Origin of the sequence: Bradyrhizobium sp. 164, from assembly GCF_023073715.1 — a bacterium.
Lineage (GTDB): Bacteria > Pseudomonadota > Alphaproteobacteria > Rhizobiales > Xanthobacteraceae > Bradyrhizobium.
Genome location: NZ_JADPKA010000012.1, coordinates 1 through 20098, shown reverse-complemented (window position 1 = coordinate 20098; position 20098 = coordinate 1). Strand labels below are relative to the sequence as shown.

General features: G+C 59.2%; 17 protein-coding genes and 2 pseudogenes. 5 read left to right on the top strand and 14 right to left on the bottom strand.

What is annotated here, in order from left to right; all coding sequences use genetic code 11:
• Positions 1 to 175: 175 nt before the first annotated feature.
• From IVB01_RS04390 to IVB01_RS04365, 6 genes are all read right to left on the bottom strand, one after another.
• Positions 176 to 709: a hypothetical protein gene (locus IVB01_RS04390; protein WP_247333079.1), complete on the bottom strand. Its 534-nt coding sequence runs from the start codon at positions 707 to 709 to the stop codon at positions 176 to 178.
• A complete protein-coding gene (gene sctN / locus IVB01_RS04385; protein WP_247333080.1) occupies positions 685 to 1953 on the bottom strand; it encodes a type III secretion system ATPase SctN in 1269 nt (422 codons plus the stop codon). The genes IVB01_RS04390 and sctN overlap by 25 nt, the downstream gene beginning before the upstream one ends.
• Positions 1954 to 2042: 89 nt before the next feature.
• Positions 2043 to 2663: a type III secretion system stator protein SctL gene (gene sctL / locus IVB01_RS04380; protein WP_247333081.1), complete on the bottom strand. Its 621-nt coding sequence runs from the start codon at positions 2661 to 2663 to the stop codon at positions 2043 to 2045.
• Positions 2660 to 3292, bottom strand: coding sequence for a nodulation protein NolU (locus IVB01_RS04375; protein ID WP_247333082.1), 633 nt, complete (start codon positions 3290 to 3292; stop codon positions 2660 to 2662). The genes sctL and IVB01_RS04375 overlap by 4 nt, the downstream gene beginning before the upstream one ends.
• A 13-nt stretch (positions 3293 to 3305) precedes the next feature.
• Entirely contained in the window at positions 3306 to 4172 is an 867-nt protein-coding gene (sctJ, locus tag IVB01_RS04370; protein ID WP_247333083.1) for a type III secretion inner membrane ring lipoprotein SctJ, read from the bottom strand.
• A 9-nt stretch (positions 4173 to 4181) separates the two neighbouring features.
• Positions 4182 to 4661: a nodulation protein NolB gene (locus IVB01_RS04365; protein ID WP_247494259.1), complete on the bottom strand. Its 480-nt coding sequence runs from the start codon at positions 4659 to 4661 to the stop codon at positions 4182 to 4184.
• 186 nt (positions 4662 to 4847) lie between these two features.
• Here IVB01_RS04365 and IVB01_RS04360 point away from each other — a divergent pair, with 186 nt between their 5' ends.
• From IVB01_RS04360 to IVB01_RS04350, 3 genes and pseudogenes are all read left to right on the top strand, one after another.
• Entirely contained in the window at positions 4848 to 5537 is a 690-nt protein-coding gene (locus IVB01_RS04360) for a nodulation protein NolW (RefSeq protein ID WP_247333084.1), read from the top strand.
• A 587-nt stretch (positions 5538 to 6124) separates the two neighbouring features.
• Positions 6125 to 6331, top strand: a pseudogene (locus IVB01_RS04355) (transposase); the annotation flags it as partial.
• 745 nt (positions 6332 to 7076) lie between these two features.
• Positions 7077 to 7897 (top strand): annotated as a pseudogene (locus tag IVB01_RS04350) (ATP-binding protein).
• A gap of 468 nt (positions 7898 to 8365) precedes the next feature.
• Here the strand turns inward: IVB01_RS04350 and IVB01_RS04345 are convergent.
• Positions 8366 to 8641, bottom strand: a complete 276-nt coding sequence (locus tag IVB01_RS04345; protein ID WP_247494258.1) for a transposase — start codon at positions 8639 to 8641, stop codon at positions 8366 to 8368.
• Positions 8642 to 8801: 160 nt separating this feature from the next.
• Here IVB01_RS04345 and IVB01_RS04340 point away from each other — a divergent pair, with 160 nt between their 5' ends.
• Positions 8802 to 11249 carry an NEL-type E3 ubiquitin ligase domain-containing protein gene (locus tag IVB01_RS04340; RefSeq protein WP_247333086.1) on the top strand — a complete coding sequence of 816 codons (2448 nt, stop codon included), beginning with the start codon at positions 8802 to 8804 and terminating at the stop codon, positions 11247 to 11249.
• A 1305-nt stretch (positions 11250 to 12554) separates the two neighbouring features.
• Here IVB01_RS04340 and sctV read toward each other — a convergent pair.
• From sctV to IVB01_RS04310, 6 genes are all read right to left on the bottom strand, one after another.
• Complete coding sequence (gene sctV, locus IVB01_RS04335) at positions 12555 to 14705, bottom strand: type III secretion system export apparatus subunit SctV (RefSeq protein WP_247333089.1); 2151 nt, start codon at positions 14703 to 14705, stop codon at positions 12555 to 12557.
• The gene (locus IVB01_RS04330; protein ID WP_247333091.1) at positions 14686 to 15129 is read right to left on the bottom strand and encodes a histidine kinase; all 444 of its coding nucleotides are present in this window, start codon (positions 15127 to 15129) and stop codon (positions 14686 to 14688) included. The genes sctV and IVB01_RS04330 overlap by 20 nt, the downstream gene beginning before the upstream one ends.
• Positions 15130 to 15131: 2 nt before the next feature.
• Positions 15132 to 15668: a hypothetical protein gene (locus tag IVB01_RS04325; protein ID WP_247333093.1), complete on the bottom strand. Its 537-nt coding sequence runs from the start codon at positions 15666 to 15668 to the stop codon at positions 15132 to 15134.
• A gap of 36 nt (positions 15669 to 15704) precedes the next feature.
• The gene (locus tag IVB01_RS04320) at positions 15705 to 16595 is read right to left on the bottom strand and encodes a hypothetical protein (RefSeq protein WP_247333096.1); all 891 of its coding nucleotides are present in this window, start codon (positions 16593 to 16595) and stop codon (positions 15705 to 15707) included.
• 125 nt (positions 16596 to 16720) lie between these two features.
• Positions 16721 to 17005: a hypothetical protein gene (locus IVB01_RS04315; RefSeq protein WP_247275817.1), complete on the bottom strand. Its 285-nt coding sequence runs from the start codon at positions 17003 to 17005 to the stop codon at positions 16721 to 16723.
• 67 nt (positions 17006 to 17072) lie between these two features.
• Positions 17073 to 17258, bottom strand: a complete 186-nt coding sequence (locus IVB01_RS04310; protein WP_247275818.1) for a hypothetical protein — start codon at positions 17256 to 17258, stop codon at positions 17073 to 17075.
• 628 nt (positions 17259 to 17886) lie between these two features.
• On the opposite strand from IVB01_RS04310, the gene IVB01_RS04305 reads away from it, so the two are divergent.
• On the top strand, positions 17887 to 19761 hold the full coding sequence (locus tag IVB01_RS04305; protein ID WP_247333098.1) for an HrpF/NolX family T3SS translocon protein: 1875 nt from the start codon (positions 17887 to 17889) through the stop codon (positions 19759 to 19761).
• Positions 19762 to 19913: 152 nt separating this feature from the next.
• On the opposite strand, the gene IVB01_RS04300 is transcribed toward IVB01_RS04305, so the two are convergent.
• Positions 19914 to 20098 (bottom strand): hypothetical protein (locus IVB01_RS04300; RefSeq protein ID WP_247494257.1); only part of this gene is annotated, 185 nt, incomplete at its 5' end.

The window sequence follows — 20098 nt, the reverse complement described above, 5'->3', positions numbered from 1 at the left end:
TTGTCGCAAAGGTTACTCCGCGAAGAGGCGGAGGGCCGCACGTTTCTGTTGAGCCACGTTACGAGACTCTGCGTTAAACGCTGGGTTGGCTCGTACTTCGCGTATGCGTCCGCGCGAGTTGCAGGAGGCGGCTGTACAGGGCAGCGCATTTGCTTCCCAACTGGACTAGCTGTAATCAAATTGAACCGCCCGCCACCGGCATGGGCAAACCCCTCCCATGGCGAAGCAAGACTTCATCATCGGCCTCTAGCTCGGCTGTTACTTCCGAATGGGTATCGGCCGCACGCCGGACGTCGGTCTCGATTTGTCGCCATTTATGAGTCGCTGCGGAACGCTTCGCCCAGTGCGCACGCCTCTCGGATGCGGCTGTCTCGGCCTGCTTTTGAGCGATACGCGCCTCCTCAAGTGTGCGGCGTTTCGAGGTGATCTCGATCGCGAGCCTCTCAAGGGTGAGCTGGCAATGATCGAGTTCAACGACGGACAAGGTACCGGCCGACATCAACTGTTGGTAAACCTCCGCCTGGGCCTCTGTATGATGCTTTTCAGCAATTGCAAGTTCCTGCCATGCGTGCTCCGCGGCCGAGGTCGCGATATGAAGCTTGGCTTGCATATTGGACAACTCACTACGAGCACTACGCTCGCGCATATCCTTTACTTGCCGCAAGCTCGAAACGTGTATGCAACTCATGCGGTCAGATGGCACATCCATGTGACGGTTTCCTCAAAAGTGGACGCATCGTTTTCACCTTGGCGTAAAAACTCGCGCAGATCATCGATCGAAGCGACAGCTCGGTCCGTCAGCGGATCGCTGCCTTGCTTGTATTCACCAACCTTGATCAAAAATTCGGCCTCTGCATGACGGGAGATAAGATCACGGAAGAGGGATGCTGCCTTGCGATGCGGTGCAGATACGACGGCATCCATGACGCGGCTGCGGCTCGACAGTACATCGATGGCGGGGAAATGCGCCCGCGCCGCGAGAGAGCGTGAAAGAACGATATGACCATCGAGAATGCCACGCGTTTCCTCGGCGATTGGATCGCCCGTGCCGTCACCTTCCACAAGCACGGTATAGAAGGCCGTGATTGAGCCACGCTCACTCATACCAGCGCGCTCCAGCAAACCTGGCAACATTGCAAAGACAGAGGGAGGAAAGCCCCGGCGGGTCGGTGGCTCACCGGCAGCAAGCCCGATCTCGCGCATAGCGCGGCTAAATCGCGTCAATGAATCCATCATCAGAACGACGCGCAGGCCTTGATCGCGAAAATATTCGGCGAGCGCGGTTGCCGTATAAGCACATTGCGCCCGCTCCGTCGCTGAGCGATCGGAGGTCTCAACGACGACGACCGTGCGGCGGAGGGCAGTCTCCCCAAGATGCCGCTCGATGAATTCACGCACTTCGCGTCCACGCTCGCCTATCAGCGCAACCACGGTCACGTCAGCGACCGCGCCTTTTACGATCTGCGACAGTAACGTCGACTTGCCGCCACCAGGCTCTCCATAAATGCCGATGCGCTGGCCCTCGCCGCATGTCAGAAGACCATCCAAGGCGCGAACACCGAGTGGTAGAGGGCGATCGATGATGCACCTTGTCATTGGATTTGGCGCCTTGCCGCGCAGCGGACGCGTCTCCACGGTTTTGACTGCGCCCCTGCCATCGAGAGGACGGCCGAAGCTGTCGATCACCCGCCCAAGCAAATTGGGGCCGACCGGCACTTCGTGCATTCGGCCAGTGGCAACGACTTCTGCGCGGCCGGACATGCCTTGCAGGTCACCGATCGGCGTCAGCAACACGCCGTCCTGCAAGAGACCGATCACCTCGGCCTCAAGCGACCATCCGGTGCGCGGATCCTTGAGCACACAAACTTCTCCAATACGAGCATCCGGCAAAACTGCATGGATTAACGTGCCGAGCGCCCGCGTGATCCGCCCGCGTACGGCACGCGTGTCCACATGGCTTGCCGTAGTTCGCAGACGCGCCAGCGCCGCGTGCAGAGTCCCGTCTCCATCAGGACAGCTATGGTCTGGTCTCGGCGCCGTCACTATTCGTCTGCCTCATGATCTAAACCAAAGCCCAAACGCAGTGCGCGGAGCTGCGCGTCAAGTCCGAGATGGATATTGCCAAATTCGCTCCACAGCACGCATTCGTTCGCTGACAGCGCCGGGTCCGGAATAATTCGGACCGCCGGCCGGTCCTCCCGTCCGTCACAGGCAGCAAATTCGCGCGTAAGCGCATCAGCATCCATGGGGGACGCATGAAGGGACAGTTTCGCCCCGCCATATCTGTGCGAAATCGTGTGACGAACCGTCCTCACCAACATCTCGCCGGGATCGAAATCGCCCAGTAGATCAGTTACGATGTCCATCACGAGCGCTGACAGTTCCTCCTCCAAAACGGCCTTTCGTCGTGCCACTTCCGAGGCAGCCTGCGCCACCAGCTGTGCCATTTCCTCGGCGCCGGCCCTCACCCCCTCGGCATGGCCGCGCGCACGCTCCTTCTGAAAAGCTCTGCGCGTCCAGCCGCGAGCGCGCTTCAGATTTCGCTCGGCCACGGCACGCGCCTCGAGGGCGCTCTGCCAAATCTCGAGATCCCTCGCCTCTATGAGTGGCCCAAGCGGGCGGATGTGCGGAGCGACGGGCGGCGCAGTTTCGTCGGCTGTCATCCCGCTGGGGCCTCCCTCGTCAAATGGGCCAACACCGGTGAAAACAATTGGCCCGCGGCATCGCGGTGTTCAGTCCCCGGATTGTCGGCGGCCGTTCCGACAGCTAGGCGTAGAAGCACGCGGCGGCAATCAAGCGTTGACGCTTCATCGAGCCAAGCGCCGAGGCAGGCATGTCCATCGTCTTCAATCCCTAGCGCGAGTTCTTGAGGATCAGCAATTAATCTGGTCGAAACCGCATGCGCTGCATGTCGGATCCCGAAAGCCTGCACCTCGGTGCCGACGTGCTCGACCAGAACGGCGACATCATGCTTTGAAATCAGCCTTGTCAGCGAACGGGCATGCCAAATGCCGCCGGCGAGCAGGGCAGCCCTGCTCGGATCATGCCCGAGGAGAAGGTCTGGCCCGAAGTCACTTCCGTTCAAGCCCATTTCATCTTCAAGCAGCAACGCTTGCAGTCTTACCTGCAGCCTAGGACTCTTCTGCAGTCGCACCAAAGTCGCGGCCGAGAGGTTCGCGTCAAGACGCGCGGCAAGGCGGGTCGGATGAATCGTGGCAGCAAGCTTACGAATACCTACAGAGGCTAGTTTCAGCGGATCATGCCGCTCGGCAGACGGATTCGGTCTCGTCATGTCGGATACCACACTACGCCGCATTAGGCTTAATCGCTTTGCGAATCATCTCCATAGCAGAGACAGCCGAGCGCCCACCAACAGCGCTAACTTTCTGAGATGATTGCCTGCGCTGGCGCCCACGAGCGCTCAGCAAGACGCAGGACAGCACGCCGAATACAGACCCGCCGAGACCCATGCCAACCGCAACCAATGGCGTCGAAATGACTCCAGATGCTTGGACGAAACCAGCCGCAGCCGCCGGTCGCGGCTCTAGTGCGGGCCGCTCGACTGAGACGAAAACAACAGCCACCTTGTCATAGGATAAGCCCTCGATGCTGTTGGCGACGAGCATTTTAATCTGCGGCAGCAAGATTGAGAGATTTGCCCTCGAGTCATGTCGGATGAAAACCGACGCCGAAGATGGCGTGGTGTCACGTCGCAACAGGTCGTTCTTTGGCAGAACAACGTGGACGCGCGCCGAGAGGACACCATCGATATCACTGATCGTGCGAGATAATTCCTCGCTCAGCGCATAGACGTAACGGGCGCGCTCCTCGATTGGCGAAGCAATCAGACCCGCCGCGCTGAACACTTCGCCTAGACTCTTGAAAGCGTGGCGCGGCAACCCTTCGCCATTCAGCAGGTCGATTGCGGAAGCAATCTGAGTCTGCTCGACCTGGATCGTGATAGTCCCGTCCTTAGCAGCAACGCGGACCGCATCGACCCCGTTCTTGAGGAGGACCGCAAGCATCTCATTGGCCTCACGCTCCTGAACTTTCGTGTAGAGATCGGCTTTGCAACCAACCAGGGCAAGCAGGAGCGGCAGCAGAGCCAGAAGTTGAAGCCGCTTGCGGAATGGGCACGCCTGACCGCTTTCGCGATCGATTAAACCAATCATTCGCCCCACTCAGCCCGCCGATATCAGCTTATTCAGAGATGAACCGAGGCTACCGATGCCATTTGAAATGAGTGTTACCTGGATGACGCTGTCAGAAACATCCTTCAGATTCGCCAACATCGCCTCGAAGTCACCTGCGCCACTGGGGGCGCCCGGCACACCCGCTCCCGCTTTGCCCGGCTGCAGCAATAGGGGCTCCGACGTCGACCCGGTCTCCGCACCTTTTGGAACTGCATTGACCGGATACATCGCAGAAAGGTTCTGGAGGATGCGATCGCCCAGCGGGCTCGCCCGTGTTGTTGCACGCGATACCTCGGATATCGGCGGAACGGGCGCCGCTCCCGTTACTGGAGGCGCAAGGTCTGGAACCGAAGCCGCTTGCAAGAGGCTCTGCTGAAACTGGACCTGCTCGTCGACCGCTGTTGCCGAACAGGCCTTGGACAGGCCTTCTAGATTGTGAGAGATCGGCGCAGCGCCTAACATCATCATGGAAAGACTCGCTCTCATCGAGATGTGATACGACCAGCCGTTCAAGCCGATTAGCGGCTCAATGTCCTAGACAGGCCAGCTGACGACAAGCTGACGAGTTCGCCCGCAACATCGCCATCTAAAGATCACGTTTCGCGTTCACGTACCGAACGTACTCCTGTTAGTTTAAGTCAACGAGAACCATGAATGCTCATCCGATCCATAATCCCGCACGTTTTGAACGGAGTTCTGTGTGTCGCCGTTTTCGGCGGAACACAGATCGCGCGCGGCGCTCCCCTGTCGCTGCCCTCGACCCCTTATCGGTATACGGTTCTGGATCAGGAGCTTTCTGCCGCGCTGCAGGAATTCGGCAACAACCTCAATATTAAAGTCACCATCAGCGCCGAGGTGAAGGGTCGGATTCGCGGGCACATGCCGGACCTGCCACCGCGCGACTTCCTTGATCATCTGACTCAACTCTACAATCTTCAATGGTATTACGATGGGCTCGTGCTTTACGTCTCTACCGCAAAGGAAGCGCAAACTCGTCTGCTTGTCCTAACTTCAATCAGCTGCGACGCGCTCAAGGCAACCCTCGATGCGCTCGCCATTTCCGACGAACGCTACATCATGAGATCGGCTCCGGGAAATGGCCTAGTCCTTGCGTCCGGTCCACCACGCTTCATCGCACTCGTGGATCAGACGCTCAATGGTCTTGTGGCGGAGGCGCAGGCGCGACCTCGCTCCGTCGAGATGCCGTCCCGGGAATCTGTGCTGATGTTATATCGCGGCGCCTCCGCGACGATCGTTCGGGATGGGCGAACTGAAGGCCCGTACTCTTCAGACATGCCGCGCCAGGAGGGTGCCTTGCCTGCGCAAGGGCCGGGCCCAAGATGATACAGCTCAATCAGCCGTTACGCGGGTTGTGCAAGGAGCCTGGACCGATCGTCCGGTCAGACGCCGCACAAGCACGGCGAGACGTGCGTGCCGTAAATCGGCTCCAGAACACGAGAATTGCCGCTGCGCCACCTTGTCCACCAGTATCCGGATGTCCGGTGGTAGTGTGCGGGAGGTTCTGCAAAACCTGAGCGGCTGAAGCGGTCACAGTAAATCCGGTATTTGCGAAGATCACCGCCCATAGCGGAGCAAGGACCATCACGACCGTGACGAAGATTAGGACGGATGGCTCTGCCGTCAAACAGCTTATTGCGTCGGACAGGGATCCTGAAACCCCTGATCCAGGGTGCGGTGCAGGAAGCTATCGAAGCCGCGATGGCGGAGGCGCTGGGCGCGGCGAGGCGCGGCTGGGCTATCGCTCCGGCTACTATACCCGCTCGCTTATCACCCGGGGTGAAGGTGCCGCAGGACCGTCAGGGGCGGTTCTCGACCGAGCTTCAACGCTGTCAGCGCTCGGAGAAGGCACTGGTAGCGGCGCTGGCGTTCGGACATCAGTCTTGAATGCTCGCGGTTTTGCGACTGCACCACATTTTGCGGCTTGGACGGGGTTAACACCGAGGGCACAGTCGAGCGGCGGGAAAGAAAGGTTCGGGGCGGTATCAAAGCGTGGAAATCGGCAACTACGGACGCTCTTGATCCTTGGTGCGACCTCAATCATCAAGCTTGGCAAGCGAGGCTTGAAAGTCCCGCTCTGGATTCGGATCATGCTGCAAAGACGGCCGTCAAGCTCATAGCGGTGGCGTTCGCCAATAACTTGCGCGCACCATCTGGGCCTCGCTGTCAGAGGCGGCATCTATCATGCGCCGCCTGCAATGCTGAAAACCTAATCTTAAGAACTCTCCGGCGGAAGAAGAAAGCTGCCAAGGAGGCAAGGTGCAAATCTGGATGGACCCCGAATGACGACATTCCCGGTAGCAATCAGGACCGCCTGACTCACTGCGCTTCGAGCGCGAGAAATTGATTGGGCGATTGCTTCCGCGGATATCATCGTGGCCAGCGGCCAGGCGCCGCGTTTACAGGTCGAACATATGACCGCACCGTCGTCCCTTGTTCAACCAGAGAAAGATCTTGCAGCCCGGGCCGTTCCACATATGAGTCAGAGCCCCTTTTGGATGCCGATCGGGAGTCCCAGTCCAATGCCGATCGAGACCCGTGTCAGCCACGACGGGCTGGTGTGGATCAGTGGGAACTATTACAGCATACCCGACCATACGCGGCGCATTGTCGAGGTGCAGCAATTGCCCGATGTAATCCCATTCTCGATCAAGGCGCAATCGTTGCCGTCCATCCCGTTCTGGAGAAGGCCGCCGGCGAACTCGCGTCGCGCCCGAGCATCGACAGGCGGCCAACCGGTCCAGGTCGCGACCTGGCGTATCCGAAACCCTCGTCGATCGGGCCGGCGATCACATGCCAAGCCGGTCGCTGGGGTTTTACCAAGGTGTTGCAAACGGCTCCCCAATCGGAAGGCCGGCCATAACCATGCACGCGCAGCCGGCAGCGACCGACAACGTCAGGAAAGGCCTAGTCGCACTCAAGATGCCACGTGCGCTCAGAATGCTGGACACCACCTGCGGCGAATTGAAAGAGGGTGAGGTCACCTGGATTGAGGCGCTCGATCACGCATCGAGGAGCTGACGGTCCGCGACAGTCGCCGTGTCAGCACCGCGCTGAGAATGTCTCGCCTGACCACCGTCAAAACCCTCGCTGGCTTCGACTTCGCATCCAGCCCTCGCTCGATCGCAATCGCATTCTGGAGCTTGCCGAATTGAATTCATCTGCTTGCGACACCGGCAAGAGCCATCTCGCGACGGCACTCGCGGTCGAGGCCGTGAAGGCGGGAAAGAGCGTCGCGTTCGCCACGCTCGCGGACATCGTCATCACCACTTTGCGCGAGCACCTGCGGTTCCTCGCCCGCGCCTCCCTCCTTGTCGTCGACGAGATCGGTTACCTCCAGGTCGTACCTGGCGGCGGCAATCTGTCTTCCAGTTGGTGAACGCCCGCTATGACAAGGGCGCGGTGATCCTCACTTCGAACCGGCCACAGCAATTGCTTGATCGACTGCTTCACCACACAATTGTTATCAAAATCGAGGGATCGAGCTATCGGCTCCGCCAGCACGCCGCTCTCGTCCCGGAAAACGTCCGCTTGCCAACCCGCCGCAGCCCAAGCGCCGCGGCCGCCCGCCTGGAAGGACCAACGACGATTCCGATAGCGGCTGGTCCCGGAACCACAATCGCCGTCACCCAGGGAAATCTGGACATTCTCACGCAAAGTTCGCTGCCGTTGACAGATGTCCATGATCTCCGCCAGGTACAGCAGCCATCTGCAATCGAACGTAAGTGATGTCGGCGAGCCAGATCCGGTTCGCTGCTGCGGCCCTAAAGTTACGATCGATGAGGTTTGGCGCGATCGGCAGGCCATGACGGCTGTCGGCAACTCGGTGCGGCCGGGCCATGATGGCGCCGATACCGTGCCGATGCATTAGGCATTCGATCCGGCCCCGCTGGCGCCAAGTCCCTGTGCCCGCAGCGCGGCATGGACCCGTGGGTTGCCGTCCCCGCGCGCCGCTGTCCTGATGAACTCGAATGTCAGTAAAGAGCGCAGCATTGGTGGTCGTGCGTGCTCTGTCCGGACGCTCGCGCCAGGCGTCATAGCCGGCCCGCGAGACCTCGACCGCGGCCCACATCAGCCGCCGGGCAGGTATCGCGATGGTCCTCGATGAAGCGGAAGCTCGTGTCCGCGTTCCGGCAAAGATCGCGATCGACTTTTTAGAATGTCCCGCTCGATGGGCATCCGCTCGTTCTCCTCGGCAAACGGGCGATCTCGGGAGCCTGGTCCGCCGACATCGGCGCCGTCTGCGTGCTGTGGCGCCGCGTCGCCGATGCCGGCTCCTGCCGGAGCTTCTCAACGCAGCGCCGCAACACCGAACCGCGCAGACCGAGTTCCTTGCCAACGGTTCTGATCGATCGGCCACTCGACACCAGAAGCTTAGCCGCCTGTCGCTTGTACTCCTCGGTAAACAATCGACGTTGACGTACTTCCATTCGACGCGTCCTGGCTCTCTGAGCCTACTACAGGTGTCCACTCATTCGGAGGAGGTTCGCGTAGCTGCGCACCGTCAGCTTCTCGAAAGCTAAGCCTCCTAGGCAGAAGGTGTCGATCTGGGCCCGGCGTTAGCTGTTGGATCTGCCAAAGGAGAATCCGATGGATCCGTTCCACAATCTCGGCCAATTCGAGCCTCCGGATTTCGCCCGGACGGACTACGACGAGCTGCAACAGCTCCCAGTTGACCAAGCGGGGTTTCAACAGCACCTAAACGAGTTGCACCTGCGCGAGCGCCCGCCCCGCAATGCAAATCGTCGCGGCGACCCTTATCCTTATAATGTGTCGAACAGGGATGCGGACTGGTTGGACCACGGGGAAGGCATCTCGCGGTCGACGTGGAATCCGCCCACCGAATCTGAACAGGGGAGCAATCAGCATGTGCTTTTTGCGGCCGCAAGTCGCGGTGGCCAGTTGCCAGCCGGCAGTTTCAGTCCGGCGGACGTTTGGCACGGCCTGGATTCAGCGGTCCACTTGCCGACGCATAGTGTCGACCAGCAGGAGTATTCGTGGGCGAACGCCGATGATGATTGGCCAACGACCTCCACTGTTCCTTGGGAGCAACATCACGGGGGATCCTTCCTCGACCCGCGGCCATGGCTCGGCGATGGCAATACTTCAGAAGAAGGGCACTGGTTAGCCCCGGCAGAGGCGCAGTGGGTCCAAGCATTGAGCGACGGGCGGGTCTCCCCCGCCGCTGGCGGTCCGACGAACGTTGAAGGCCCCGTCCTCCAGCAATCGCAGCTTGATGAAATCCTGAACAGTTGGGCTGGCGAGGAGGAGCAGACAGAAGACGAGGACCGGCAAGAGGCGGTAAGACGAATCAAAGCCTGGGGAGAGGCCGGCGACGTCTATGCACGGCTGGAGCTACCATACCTGTGCCTAACGACCTTGCCCCCCGCCTTTCCGCCCGATCTCCGGACGCTCGACGTCAGCGAAAACGAGTTGATGCACCTACCCGACAACCTACCGGCCGAACTCCGGACGCTCGACGCCCGCGGCAATCGCATGACAAGCCTGCCTGAGACCTTGCCGGCGGCACTTCAGTTACTCGCCATCGGCAGCAATGAGCTAACCAGCCTGCCCGTAACACTTCCGGATGGCCTTCAGACACTCGCCGTCGCCAGCAACCGGTTGGCCAGCCTGCCTGAAACCCTGCCGGCCGAGCTCCAGCAGCTCGATGTTCGCAGTAACCGGCTGACCAGCCTGCCGGAGACCCTTCCGACCGGACTTCAGTTACTTGAGGTCGGCGGCAACAGGCTGACCAGCCTGCCCGACACTCTACCGCCCGAACTCCAAGAGCTCGAAGCCGACGGCAACTGGCTGACCCGCCTGCCCGACAGCCTCCCCGCCGAGCTCCAGTTGCTCTTCGTCCGTGACAACCGACTGACTAGCCTGCCCGAGACGCTCCCGCCTGAGCTCCAGAGGCTTCATGCCGGCGGCAACAGGCTGACCAGCTTGCCCGAGACCCTCCCGGCCGAGCTTCAGGTGCTCGAGGTGCGAGACAACCGGTTAGCCAGCCTGCCGGAGACCCTGCTAACGCAGCTAGATTCTGGGTGTATGGTTTATCTGGAGGATAATCCGCTGCCCGAGCGGGTGCAGACGAATCTGGCGACGGCCCTGAATGCGCGAGGCTATACCGGCCCTCGGGTCTTCTTCTCAATGGGCCGGGAACCGGCGGTGAATCATGAGCGGCCGCTGGCGCAGGCTGTGGCCGACTGGGTCGAGGGGGAGCCGGAGGTTCTGGCCGCCTGGCAGAACTTCGCTGACGAGGCGGGTGCGCCGGAATACGCGCGCTTCCTCGACAGGCTGCGGGACACCGTAAATTCTGGCAATCCCCAGTTCCGGCAGGCCGTGATTGAGGATCTGCGGCAGGCGGCGACCAGGCCGCAATTGCGCCAGCAGTACTTTCAGCTGGCTTTCGAAGCGAGCGAGAGCTGCGAGGATCGCATCACTTTAACCTGGAACGGCATGCAGACCGCACGCTTGAACGCTGAAGTCGAGGATGGCGCCTATGACAATCGGCTTGACGATCTCGTTCAGCAGGGCCGCGTCCTGTTCCGCCTGGACGCGCTCGAGCAGATCGCCAGGGAGAAGGTCAACTCGCTCCGCTTTGTCGATGAGATCGAAGTCTATCTGGCCTATCAGGTCAAGCTGCGCGAGCGGCTTGAGTTACGGCACATCGCCCCGGACATGCGCTTCTTCGGCGTGTCCTGGGTCACTGAGTACGACCTCAGCACGGCTGAGATGCGGGTGCGCGACGAGGAGGAGACGGGGTTGGCCGACTATCTGGCAACTCGGTGGCAACCCTGGGAGACGGTGCTGAGCCGGATCGCACCCGAACCCCATGCACAGATGCAGCATCGGCTGCTCGAGGCGATGGGGGAGGAGTTCGACAGCCGACTCCAGCAACGGCTCGCCGGTCATGAGCTAATCGGGAACAGCGATGCCGAGCGGCAGTTCGGAGCGCAGATCCGCGATGAGATCGTCCGCGAGATCAAGGGCGCGCTGACGCGTCAAGTGCTCGCGGACCATGCGCTTGAGCTGTGAAGCGGCCATCGCGTTGCAAGGAGCTGTCAATCCTGTTTTCACTCAGGCGTCGGCGCGTCATGGTCGGCTCCAGACGCCCGCGCGGAGGCGCGGAGGGACCATCTGTGAAAATGTAGTGCTCGGCCGGCACGATCTAACCGCACGGCGGCGCTCGATCTTTTTTCGAACGATTGCCGCGGCGGGCGCGCCCGGCAGCGGCGCAGGTGCTTCATCACCTTTCGCAACATCGACCGACTGCCGCCATCGTTTACGTAATCTGCCGCCAGGCAATCAGGCTATTCCATCCGGGGTGAGACGAGGACTGGTTGACTGGCTCATCGCATAGGCGTTCGGAACTTCCTTTGTACCTCCTGACGAGCCCAGCGGGTGCCGAGTCGCTCGGCGGCATAACGATGCGGCAAATCCCTGCATCACACCTGGTATCGGCCATGGCGTATGCAGGAAAACCCCAATCAGCCGATGAATTGGAGTTCACGCTGAGTGCTATGCCGGATAAAGCGTGACGTGAGACTTCCTGCCCACGAGCAAGCCAGGAGACGAACACAGGGATCTTACGAGCGGGTTTCGACACCCCTTTTCCAAGCACCACGCTTGCCGCACGCAACGGGGCTAGCGCAAGAGAGGCGCGTCGCAAATCAAACTGTATCACATTTCTCTTATGCCCCAGCAGTTCCCTGCCGCACTTAGCACCCACGGGGGGTTCCCAAAAAGGCCCTGCTCACCTAGTTGGTAATCGAGACAACAGAACCACTACGTCCGCTACTATTAGCTATGCCGGGTCACTTCTGTAGGGCGGCACGCCAGCGCAGCGGGCGGGTGCTTGCATTGCGCGATATCGTGCACCGATCGTTGCGGACAACGTGATTTGGTCCGCGCAATCGGAATACGCTGCGCTGTCGCCATTGCTTGTATTGCAGTTGTGGCTCATCAAGCGTCCCACGTTGTCGAGTTAACGCATTTAGTCTTGAGCGCATATAAATCGCAGGTCCAGGCAGACGTTGGCGAGCACTCAATGCGAGGCACTTTCGCATCGACACGCAACACCGATCCGCTGCATTGATCTTCCGAGCATTTTTGCTTCAACGCGTCGCGCAAAGCTCCTGGTCAGGAGTCCGGCCGATCGCGCACTCAATGCGTTCGCGCATAGCTGGATCGATATCTCTGGCGCCGAGCAACTTTGGCGCCGGCGGCTCTTGCATTTGAAGAGCTGGTCTATCCCAGCTAGCGCAACTGCAGAGCCCCAGAGTAGCGAAGAGAGCCGAGCACGAAAGCAAACAAAATGAACCCAAGCGCCACCGCACTGCCTTACGAGGTGAATTCATGCGGTCCTTCTTGGATTGACTGCTGCGCCTGTGAATCGGCTGCAAGGAACGTGTTGCTGAGTTCCTCGGACGGCGCGTCGTCGTCCTTTGCAGCTGCGAGTGTAATGGATCCAACAGGCTGGATTGTGAAGTCCGAGGCAAGGTCCTGATAGGATAGAACAGCAAGATCGATCCCATTACGGGTGAGAAAGCCGCGGACAAAGCGTCGTATATCCATCGAAGCAAGGATAACGGGCCGGATCTGCCCCCGAACTACGTTCGAATGGATCTGACGCATTTTTGAGAGCAGCGCCTCGCTTTGCCCGTCGCTCAAAACCAGGTAGGGTCCTTTGGCAGTCTCTCGAACCGCGCTGCGCACGATATCCTCGGTTTGACGTTCGATGATAAAGACCGGAACGACGCGGTGTGCGTTGGCATACCGGTGGCAGATTTGCCGTCTCAGACCGGAGCGAACATGTTCCGTGAGCAAGACGACGTTTTGTTCACGTCCGCTCCATTCGGCCAATGCTTCCAAGACCAGCCGTGTGTTCCGGATCGGAATACCCTCCTCCAGGAGGCGCCGCAAGACGTCGGCTACTTTAGGGATCGGCGTCGTACGCAACACCTCCTTGACCAGATCGGAATATTCCGTCTCCATGCGAGCCAGCAACTGGCGCGTCTCCTGGATACCCACCAAGCACTGTGCATAGCGGGTTAACGCCGAATGGACGCGCAAGGCCAGGATTTCAATGGGACGGTGGTGCCCGATGCCGGCTGCTTTGAGAGCCGGTGCATTGCTCTGTTCAATCCAGATTTGATCCGTCTCCCGGTCATGCCGAAACGGGATGCCACTCAATTCAATGTTGGCCGGATCGTCGCGGAGTGCGAGCTGCGTTGGATCAATTAACTCCTGCTCGACGGGCACGCCCTCGACATCCACCCTGTACTGCAAGTCTGGCAAGCGCTCGTCGACCTCGATGGGGATGCGCGGAATTGTGATGCCGAGATCAGACGAGATCAGTCCCGAAACGCGTGCAATGTGCTGTTGCAATTCTTCTTTGTCGATCGCCCGTGTCAGACTTGACGCAAGGAACAATGCGATGGGAAGCGCCTCCGCAGGCACGGTTTCCTTGTTAGACTGTGTGGGAGCCGGGCGAGAGATATCAGCGCTTTTCTTGCCGCTTTGGGTCCCACCGTCGGCAAAGCTCGCTGCCGCAAAGACTGCAGCCAAGACGAGAAAGACAGGGAGCGGAAAACCCGGAATAGCCCCCATTACAACGAGGACGCCGGCAGACAGCCGCAATGCGTGCGAGTTTGCTGTGAGCTGGTTAACGATGTCGGTCCCAAGATTGAGCCTTACAACCCCATTTACTCGAGTGATGATTGTCGCAGCTGTAATCGAGAGCAGCAGCGAGGGAATTTGTGAGATTAACGCATCACCTATGGTCAGCAGGGTATATTGATGCAGCGCCGCCTGGAAAGACATTCCCTTGGAGAGCAGGCCGATGGTGATCCCGCCCAGCATGTTGACGCAGATAACCACCAATCCTGCGATGGCGTCGCCCTTCACGAATTTCATGGCGCCATCCATAGCCCCGTAAAGCTGACTTTCTTTCTCCAATGTAGCGCGCCGGCTGCGGGCTTCATTCTGATCGATATGGCCATTGCGCAATTCCGCATCGATTCCCATCTGCTTGCCTGGCAGAGCATCGAGCGTGAACCGCGCCGCCACCTCGGCCACGCGTTCAGCCCCCTTGGCCACGACGATGAACTGCACCATGGTCACGACTAAAAATATGACAATGCCGACGACGATATTTCCCGATATGACGAAATCACCGAACGTGCGAATGATGCTGCCCGCATCCCCCTCAGCCAAGATCAGCCGCGTCGTTGAGACGGTGAGCGCCAGACGGAATACCGTGGAAATCAGAATGACGCCTGGCAAGGACGAGAAATCAAGTGGAGTGCTAATATAGAGAGCGACCATCAGCAGCAATATGGCGAAGCCCAGATTGAAGCCGACGAGCGTATCAATCGCCACTATCGGGATCGGCATGATCATCATGCCGACCGTCAGAAGCAGCATCAACGCGACCATCAAATCGGAGCTGGCCGACGCGCGCGCAATGATCTTACGCAGGACGCTGATCATGGGGACCTTCCGATCGTTGATTGATCAGGCCAGTGCTCTCACGCAACGAGACATAGCGTTGGAAAGCGGCGAGCGCCTCGTCTATGAGGCCGGCCCGCCGTAGGGCGTGGCTACGCAACAGCATCAAAGAGATACGCGCCGAGGGTTCGTCATCAAGTGCGTTCAGTCTATCTAGGACCTGCAACGCCTCACCTCCGAGGCCTTCCAAGATGAGGGCATAGGCGAGAATCCGTAATAGATCGACATCTCGCGAGTCGTTGCCGACGATGAGTCGCAAGAGAGCCACGCATTCTGCGCTCTGCCCACATGCAAGGTGAAGATAGGAAAGTGTACAGAGCAAATCGCGCTCCTGTCCGGAACTCAGTGAGACGTTATCGGATTCGGAAACGTTGGTCGTCCGTTGCGCTCCATCGGAGTTGAACATTGTTAGGCTTCGATTAAGCTATTCCGATTCTGGCGGAGCAGCGCTAGCCAGTGCAGTCCCTGCCGTAGGACGACGATACCGTCCCCCGCCATCGAATCCGCAGGCGCGGCCGCCAGCTTATGAACGAGACGTTCCAGAACAATGCTATACCCCTCTTCCCGCAGCATGTCCGGATGACGTAGGCTTGGAGTGACGAAGGAGAGTAGATCGTGCGCGATATCGCGCCCGTAGAGCGATCCCACCCCAGCGGGCTGCTCGATCTCATAAATGCGAGTGCGCATCTCGTTGAGACTGACACGCCCGACTGCATCAATATCTTTGGCCTCCGATGCGGCTTCGATCGCTACATCCAGCGGCTTATAACGCGTGTTCAGCTCGCCCCAGATCGACGCCAGCTCCTTCTCGCCATTTGCACGAGCACCGTCCGCCTCACCTTTATTGGGTTGGATGGTCGGCCCTATCACTGGTTGATGATGGTGCTCGCTGAGTCTCTGCGAAGCAGTGCCAGGCCCGACATCGTGGCGGGACAGCTTTGACATGACGATCTCCTTATCCTTCCTTCGGGCACGGAAAGCCTAATACGGAACGGCAACAACGCGGCCATTGCGGCTTAGCAGCACACGCCCATCCTCGATTCGAGTGACCGCCCATCCCTCCGCCAAGAGAGCGCCGACGAAATACTTCTGCCCACCGACAAGCAGATAGGGCTGGGATCCGCGCGAAACAGCTTCGATCGCGATTGAGGATGGCTGCTTTTCCTCCTTGACGATCACTCCGTTCACCAGTGTCACCGCACCGTATGTACGAGCATCGAACCATTGCTGGAGCTCCTGCCATTTCGCAACGGTTGCAGGCGTGACTTTTCCCTCAGCGCTAACAAAACCCGGCCCCGAACCAACCCTGATATCGAGCAGGCCCGCCTTATCAATTTCCTGTTTCAGCACTTCGGCTGCAGCCTGAGCTCGCCGATCGTTAGGCCGGTTCGTGCCCAGCTTGGGTACAAGCTCTGCGGCAGGCGGCGCAATGCCGGTCGGTGCACTTCCGGTGGCTTTGAAGAAAATGGTCGAGAGACCGCCTACACCAAGAAAGCTGAGGAGCACGAGGGCGAGAGCTGAGATCCAAACGCGCGAGAGGCTGATCGACCGAGCCTCAACTGCATTCTGCATCGACCAGCGAATAGACATGGCGCCCGCACGAATGACGGCGGGAAGAAAAAGAACAACACGTTCACCTGCGGCAATATCCCCTTCGCCCTCTGGGGTGCTTACGGCTGCAAGAGCCTCAAGCTCGATTGAATTGCCAACGAGGGTGATACGTAGGTGATGCGGCTCAAGCCCTTGTTCGACGAAAACCATATCCGCGTCGAGGCCGCTACCGATAAGGCTCGTTCCGGCAGCCGCCTTCCCGCTTAGCCCGACATAAGGTCCCGACAGTACCTCGAAATGTAAGGAGGCGGCCTCATTCACGGACAATTCTCCGAACCATGACGAGCACGGCAGGGCGATTGGTCGCACGACTCATTCTAGGCCGCACCACTCACATCACCCGATGACGGGAAAGGCGGAGCGACGATTCGCCCCGCCTTTGACCGTTATCCGTTGACGCGCTCGCTGGCCGCCTTCCTCTCACTCGAGAGCTCGGTCGTCAGTGCACGCAACCGTATGTCCTGCACCATGGCCTGCTGGTTAACCGCCTTCAATTCGTCGATCAGTTTCTCGAAAGTACCCGTCCCACCAACGTTATCGGCCGCCGAGCTACCGACGCTGGAACTCGTGGACTTGCTATCAGTCTTGCTATCAGTCTTGCTATTTGCCTTGCTGTCATGGGTGTCGTGGGTACCACCAGTAGAAGAGCTAGTAGAACTTGTTTTGGTCATATCGCTTCACCTTCCGTTATTTTGCCGCCATCAATGGCAACACTCCACTGACGTCGAAGAACCGGCGTCAGGTATCCTCTTCTGTTTCAGCTATAGCTTCGCGAAGATTTGACATGTTTCGCTCCATCGCCTGCATCGCGACGCTGGCAAGAACCGAACCGAAAGCCGATTCGAACTTCTGACGATCAGTTACCGACTGCGAGCTGCCACTGTCAGAATTGGTATGGATGACGCCTTCGATTGCCCCGGCCATCTGGTGCCTCTCACTTCAGTTCCGCCAAAACGGTGGTATCACCACCGAGCGATTCACATTGCTTACGCTACTGGGACTAGCTGTCGAGAAGCTGACGAGAATGAGAACAACCTCACTATCGTCAACGTCAACCCAGCTGAGAGCGCGCATTCGCAGGTACATGCCGCGACTGCCACCGCGCGAATTTCTCGGCCCCACTTTCAATCTCTACATTATGCCGACGAGCGCCAGATCGCGGCGCCTGCCCAACGCACCTCATCACATTGCTCGATCAGCAATGGTGTGATGGCAAGTCAGAGGCAAAACCGCGCGCAGTTGGAAATGCTGCCGCGGGAATCGGCGGTGATGTTGTTTCGTGGCTCCACAGCGATCGTCACTCGGGACTGACGACCGCAGGCACCTGCTTTGCGAAAGCGTCAGAACAGCGTCGTGCTTGCACATGCTCTGAGCCGGAGATGAGTTTCATGAGCACGATGACGCCTCTCCGGGATGTTAAGACGACCGACATTGGCTCGTCCTGCTCCGTCTAAAAGTCGTCAGCTTCTCGAAAGCTCGCCCCCTTAACATGAAAGCTCGATCTTACGACGCCGACGCCAAGTATTTACCGCAATGGAATGGAATGAACCTAATGCAGCTCAACAGCGTTTCGCTGCCCGCCAGTGCAGATCCAGCTCAGTTCGGGCTTGTTCCGGGGGCTTCGTCGGCCTTGGGATCATCCGCGCAGACCCCCGGCCAGATTCGGCAAGGCGAACCTTCGATGTTCGAGGCAATGGTGTCCATCTGCTCGCGGGAAGAGAAATCCGACGTTCCCTCCACGCCGCCGGATCTGCTGCAATCAGAGCTACAGATCCCGCAGGATTCGCTGGACCAGTTGTCAGCGCACGCGAAGGCGGCGATCGAGGCGGTGATGAAGGATCCGTTTTTTTCTTCCTCGGTCGATTCCTCCTCGGTCGATTCCTCGTCGGTTGACTCCCCTAGTGCAGACGCATCGGCGACGGCTGCTCCATCGCCTGACGTTCCGAGCACTCCGGTGCCAAGCTCTAGGATCACGTGGGACGGCGGCACGCTGACCAATGCCGAGTTGCAGATCGTGGCAGTGCTGAACCGGCACAAGGACCAATGCCCACTCAGCTGGGACTCGCTGGCAGCCAAGGCCAGCGATCCCTCGACGCCGCCGGATCTGAAGGAGGCGATCGACGGATTGCGACGCGATCCAGAGCTCTTCTATGCGATTGGCTCCCAGGGGGACGGCCGCTGCGGCGGCAAGATCAAGGCCAAGGATCTGTCAGAGTTTTCCGCCAGCCATTCGCAGGTTGCTACATTCCAGGAGCAGCAAGCGCATAGCTACGAGCAGAACTATATTCCATCCGACGGCACCTCGAATGGACAAGCGTCGGTCATGTCCTTGAATGATGCATTGCGCGAGTTTTACAAGTATTCTGACTACCTGCCCAAGAGTTTGAGCCTTGACGATTTCAAGCGGATCGTCGACGGCAACGCCGACATCGGTAAGTGTCCGCCTCAGCTGATCGCGGCGGCTCAACACTTCCTCGATCACCCGGACGCCTGGAAGCAGTTGTGCGGTGGTGCGACTGATAAAATCCACAAGGAAGACTTCTTGCAAGTCGCCTCGTCGTCGATGAATTCCACGCAAAGCGAGCTGAACACGCTCGACACGATCAACAAGAATCAGAATGCCTTCTTCGGGGACGGCGACCTGACACGACACAAGTTGGCGAGTATGGTGGATGACAAGACTCTCGACCCGAAGATACGAGAAGCGGCATCGCAACTGCTCTCGGACCCGCTCTTGTTCCGTTTGCTAAACAATTCGATTACGGGTTACAAAACCCATCAGGAGTTCTTCGACTTAGGCGGCGGGCATACGGTCGACTCTGGTAATATCAGCAACAACGACTTCAGGCACTTCTATAGCAACATGTCACTTGCGAACCATACCGTTCAGCAGATCAAGACCCATGTCCCCAAGACCGCCGCTGAACAAAATGCAGTCACAGATATGGTGATGGGGGTATCCGACCAACCCGATGTCGCGTCTCCGAAGAAGAATGGCGGGGTTCTCATGCATGCGGTCGATGACGTAGCCAAGGTGGGCTCGAAGGTGCTCGACTGGGAGGCCACGGCAGTAGGCCTGCTCGGCGTCATTCCGGGACTGGGCGAGTTGGCCGATGGCGTATCGATGGTGCTCGAGCTCGAGTCGCAAGCATTGTGCCTTCTGCATACGGGCATTAGTGGGGGTGATATGAAACAGGCCCTGAAAGAGGCTGGCCTTAATCTTGCGGGGCAGGCCATTAGCTTTGTCGCTGGGCCCGAGGTCAAATTCGCGCTGCGCGAGGGCCTCGCAAAGGAGATGCTCGAACAGACCGTGCAGTTCGGCCTCGATACGGCGATCTCGAAAGTGCAGTCCTATGCCGAGGACCATTTGGACGACCTGAAGGCACGCCTTACCGAGCCCATGCAGGCCGCAGGCGTTCCGAGTTAGGTCGCTACGCCGTCGTCGTCTCAGACGGTGGTCTGAAAGGCCAGTTTTGCGGGTAAGGTGCGGATGGATACCTACCTTTTCAGGGACGGAGGCTTGCACCTTCAGCGCCGCTCGACAGCACGGCGTCGAGAAACTCGGTATGTGCCAGGTCGTCAGGGCGAAGCCGCCACTTGGCAAACGGCGGCGGAAGAACGCGCGCTGCACTCGAGGCGCACCCCAAGCACCTGGCGCCACTCTTCTGAGAGCCTGACCGAAAAAGGGTGAGCGGTTTTGGCCGGCTTGTGATTCCTTCGGATTTGCAAAGATTCGAGGGAGGACACCATGCCGTGGACCAAAA

What these genes read in the sequence shown, in the direction of transcription:
- IVB01_RS04390 (WP_247333079.1), bottom strand. Translation starts at nt 709, where the DNA reads ATGGATGTGCCATCTGACCGCATGAGTTGCATACACGTTTCGAGCTTG.
- sctL (WP_247333081.1), bottom strand. Translation starts at nt 2,663, where the DNA reads ATGACAGCCGACGAAACTGCGCCGCCCGTCGCTCCGCACATCCGCCCG.
- sctJ (WP_247333083.1), bottom strand. Translation starts at nt 4,172, where the DNA reads ATGATTGGTTTAATCGATCGCGAAAGCGGTCAGGCGTGCCCATTCCGC.
- IVB01_RS04310 (WP_247275818.1), bottom strand. Translation starts at nt 17,258, where the DNA reads ATGGCCGGGGCAATCGAAGGCGTCATCCATACCAATTCTGACAGTGGC.
- IVB01_RS04325 (WP_247333093.1), bottom strand. Translation starts at nt 15,668, where the DNA reads ATGTCAAAGCTGTCCCGCCACGATGTCGGGCCTGGCACTGCTTCGCAG.
- IVB01_RS04315 (WP_247275817.1), bottom strand. Translation starts at nt 17,005, where the DNA reads ATGACCAAAACAAGTTCTACTAGCTCTTCTACTGGTGGTACCCACGAC.
- IVB01_RS04340 (WP_247333086.1), top strand. Translation starts at nt 8,802, where the DNA reads ATGGATCCGTTCCACAATCTCGGCCAATTCGAGCCTCCGGATTTCGCC.
- sctV (WP_247333089.1), bottom strand. Translation starts at nt 14,705, where the DNA reads ATGATCAGCGTCCTGCGTAAGATCATTGCGCGCGCGTCGGCCAGCTCC.
- IVB01_RS04305 (WP_247333098.1), top strand. Translation starts at nt 17,887, where the DNA reads ATGCAGCTCAACAGCGTTTCGCTGCCCGCCAGTGCAGATCCAGCTCAG.
- IVB01_RS04375 (WP_247333082.1), bottom strand. Translation starts at nt 3,292, where the DNA reads ATGACGAGACCGAATCCGTCTGCCGAGCGGCATGATCCGCTGAAACTA.
- IVB01_RS04365 (WP_247494259.1), bottom strand. Translation starts at nt 4,661, where the DNA reads ATGATGATGTTAGGCGCTGCGCCGATCTCTCACAATCTAGAAGGCCTG.
- IVB01_RS04330 (WP_247333091.1), bottom strand. Translation starts at nt 15,129, where the DNA reads ATGTTCAACTCCGATGGAGCGCAACGGACGACCAACGTTTCCGAATCC.
- IVB01_RS04345 (WP_247494258.1), bottom strand. Translation starts at nt 8,641, where the DNA reads ATGGAAGTACGTCAACGTCGATTGTTTACCGAGGAGTACAAGCGACAG.
- IVB01_RS04360 (WP_247333084.1), top strand. Translation starts at nt 4,848, where the DNA reads ATGCTCATCCGATCCATAATCCCGCACGTTTTGAACGGAGTTCTGTGT.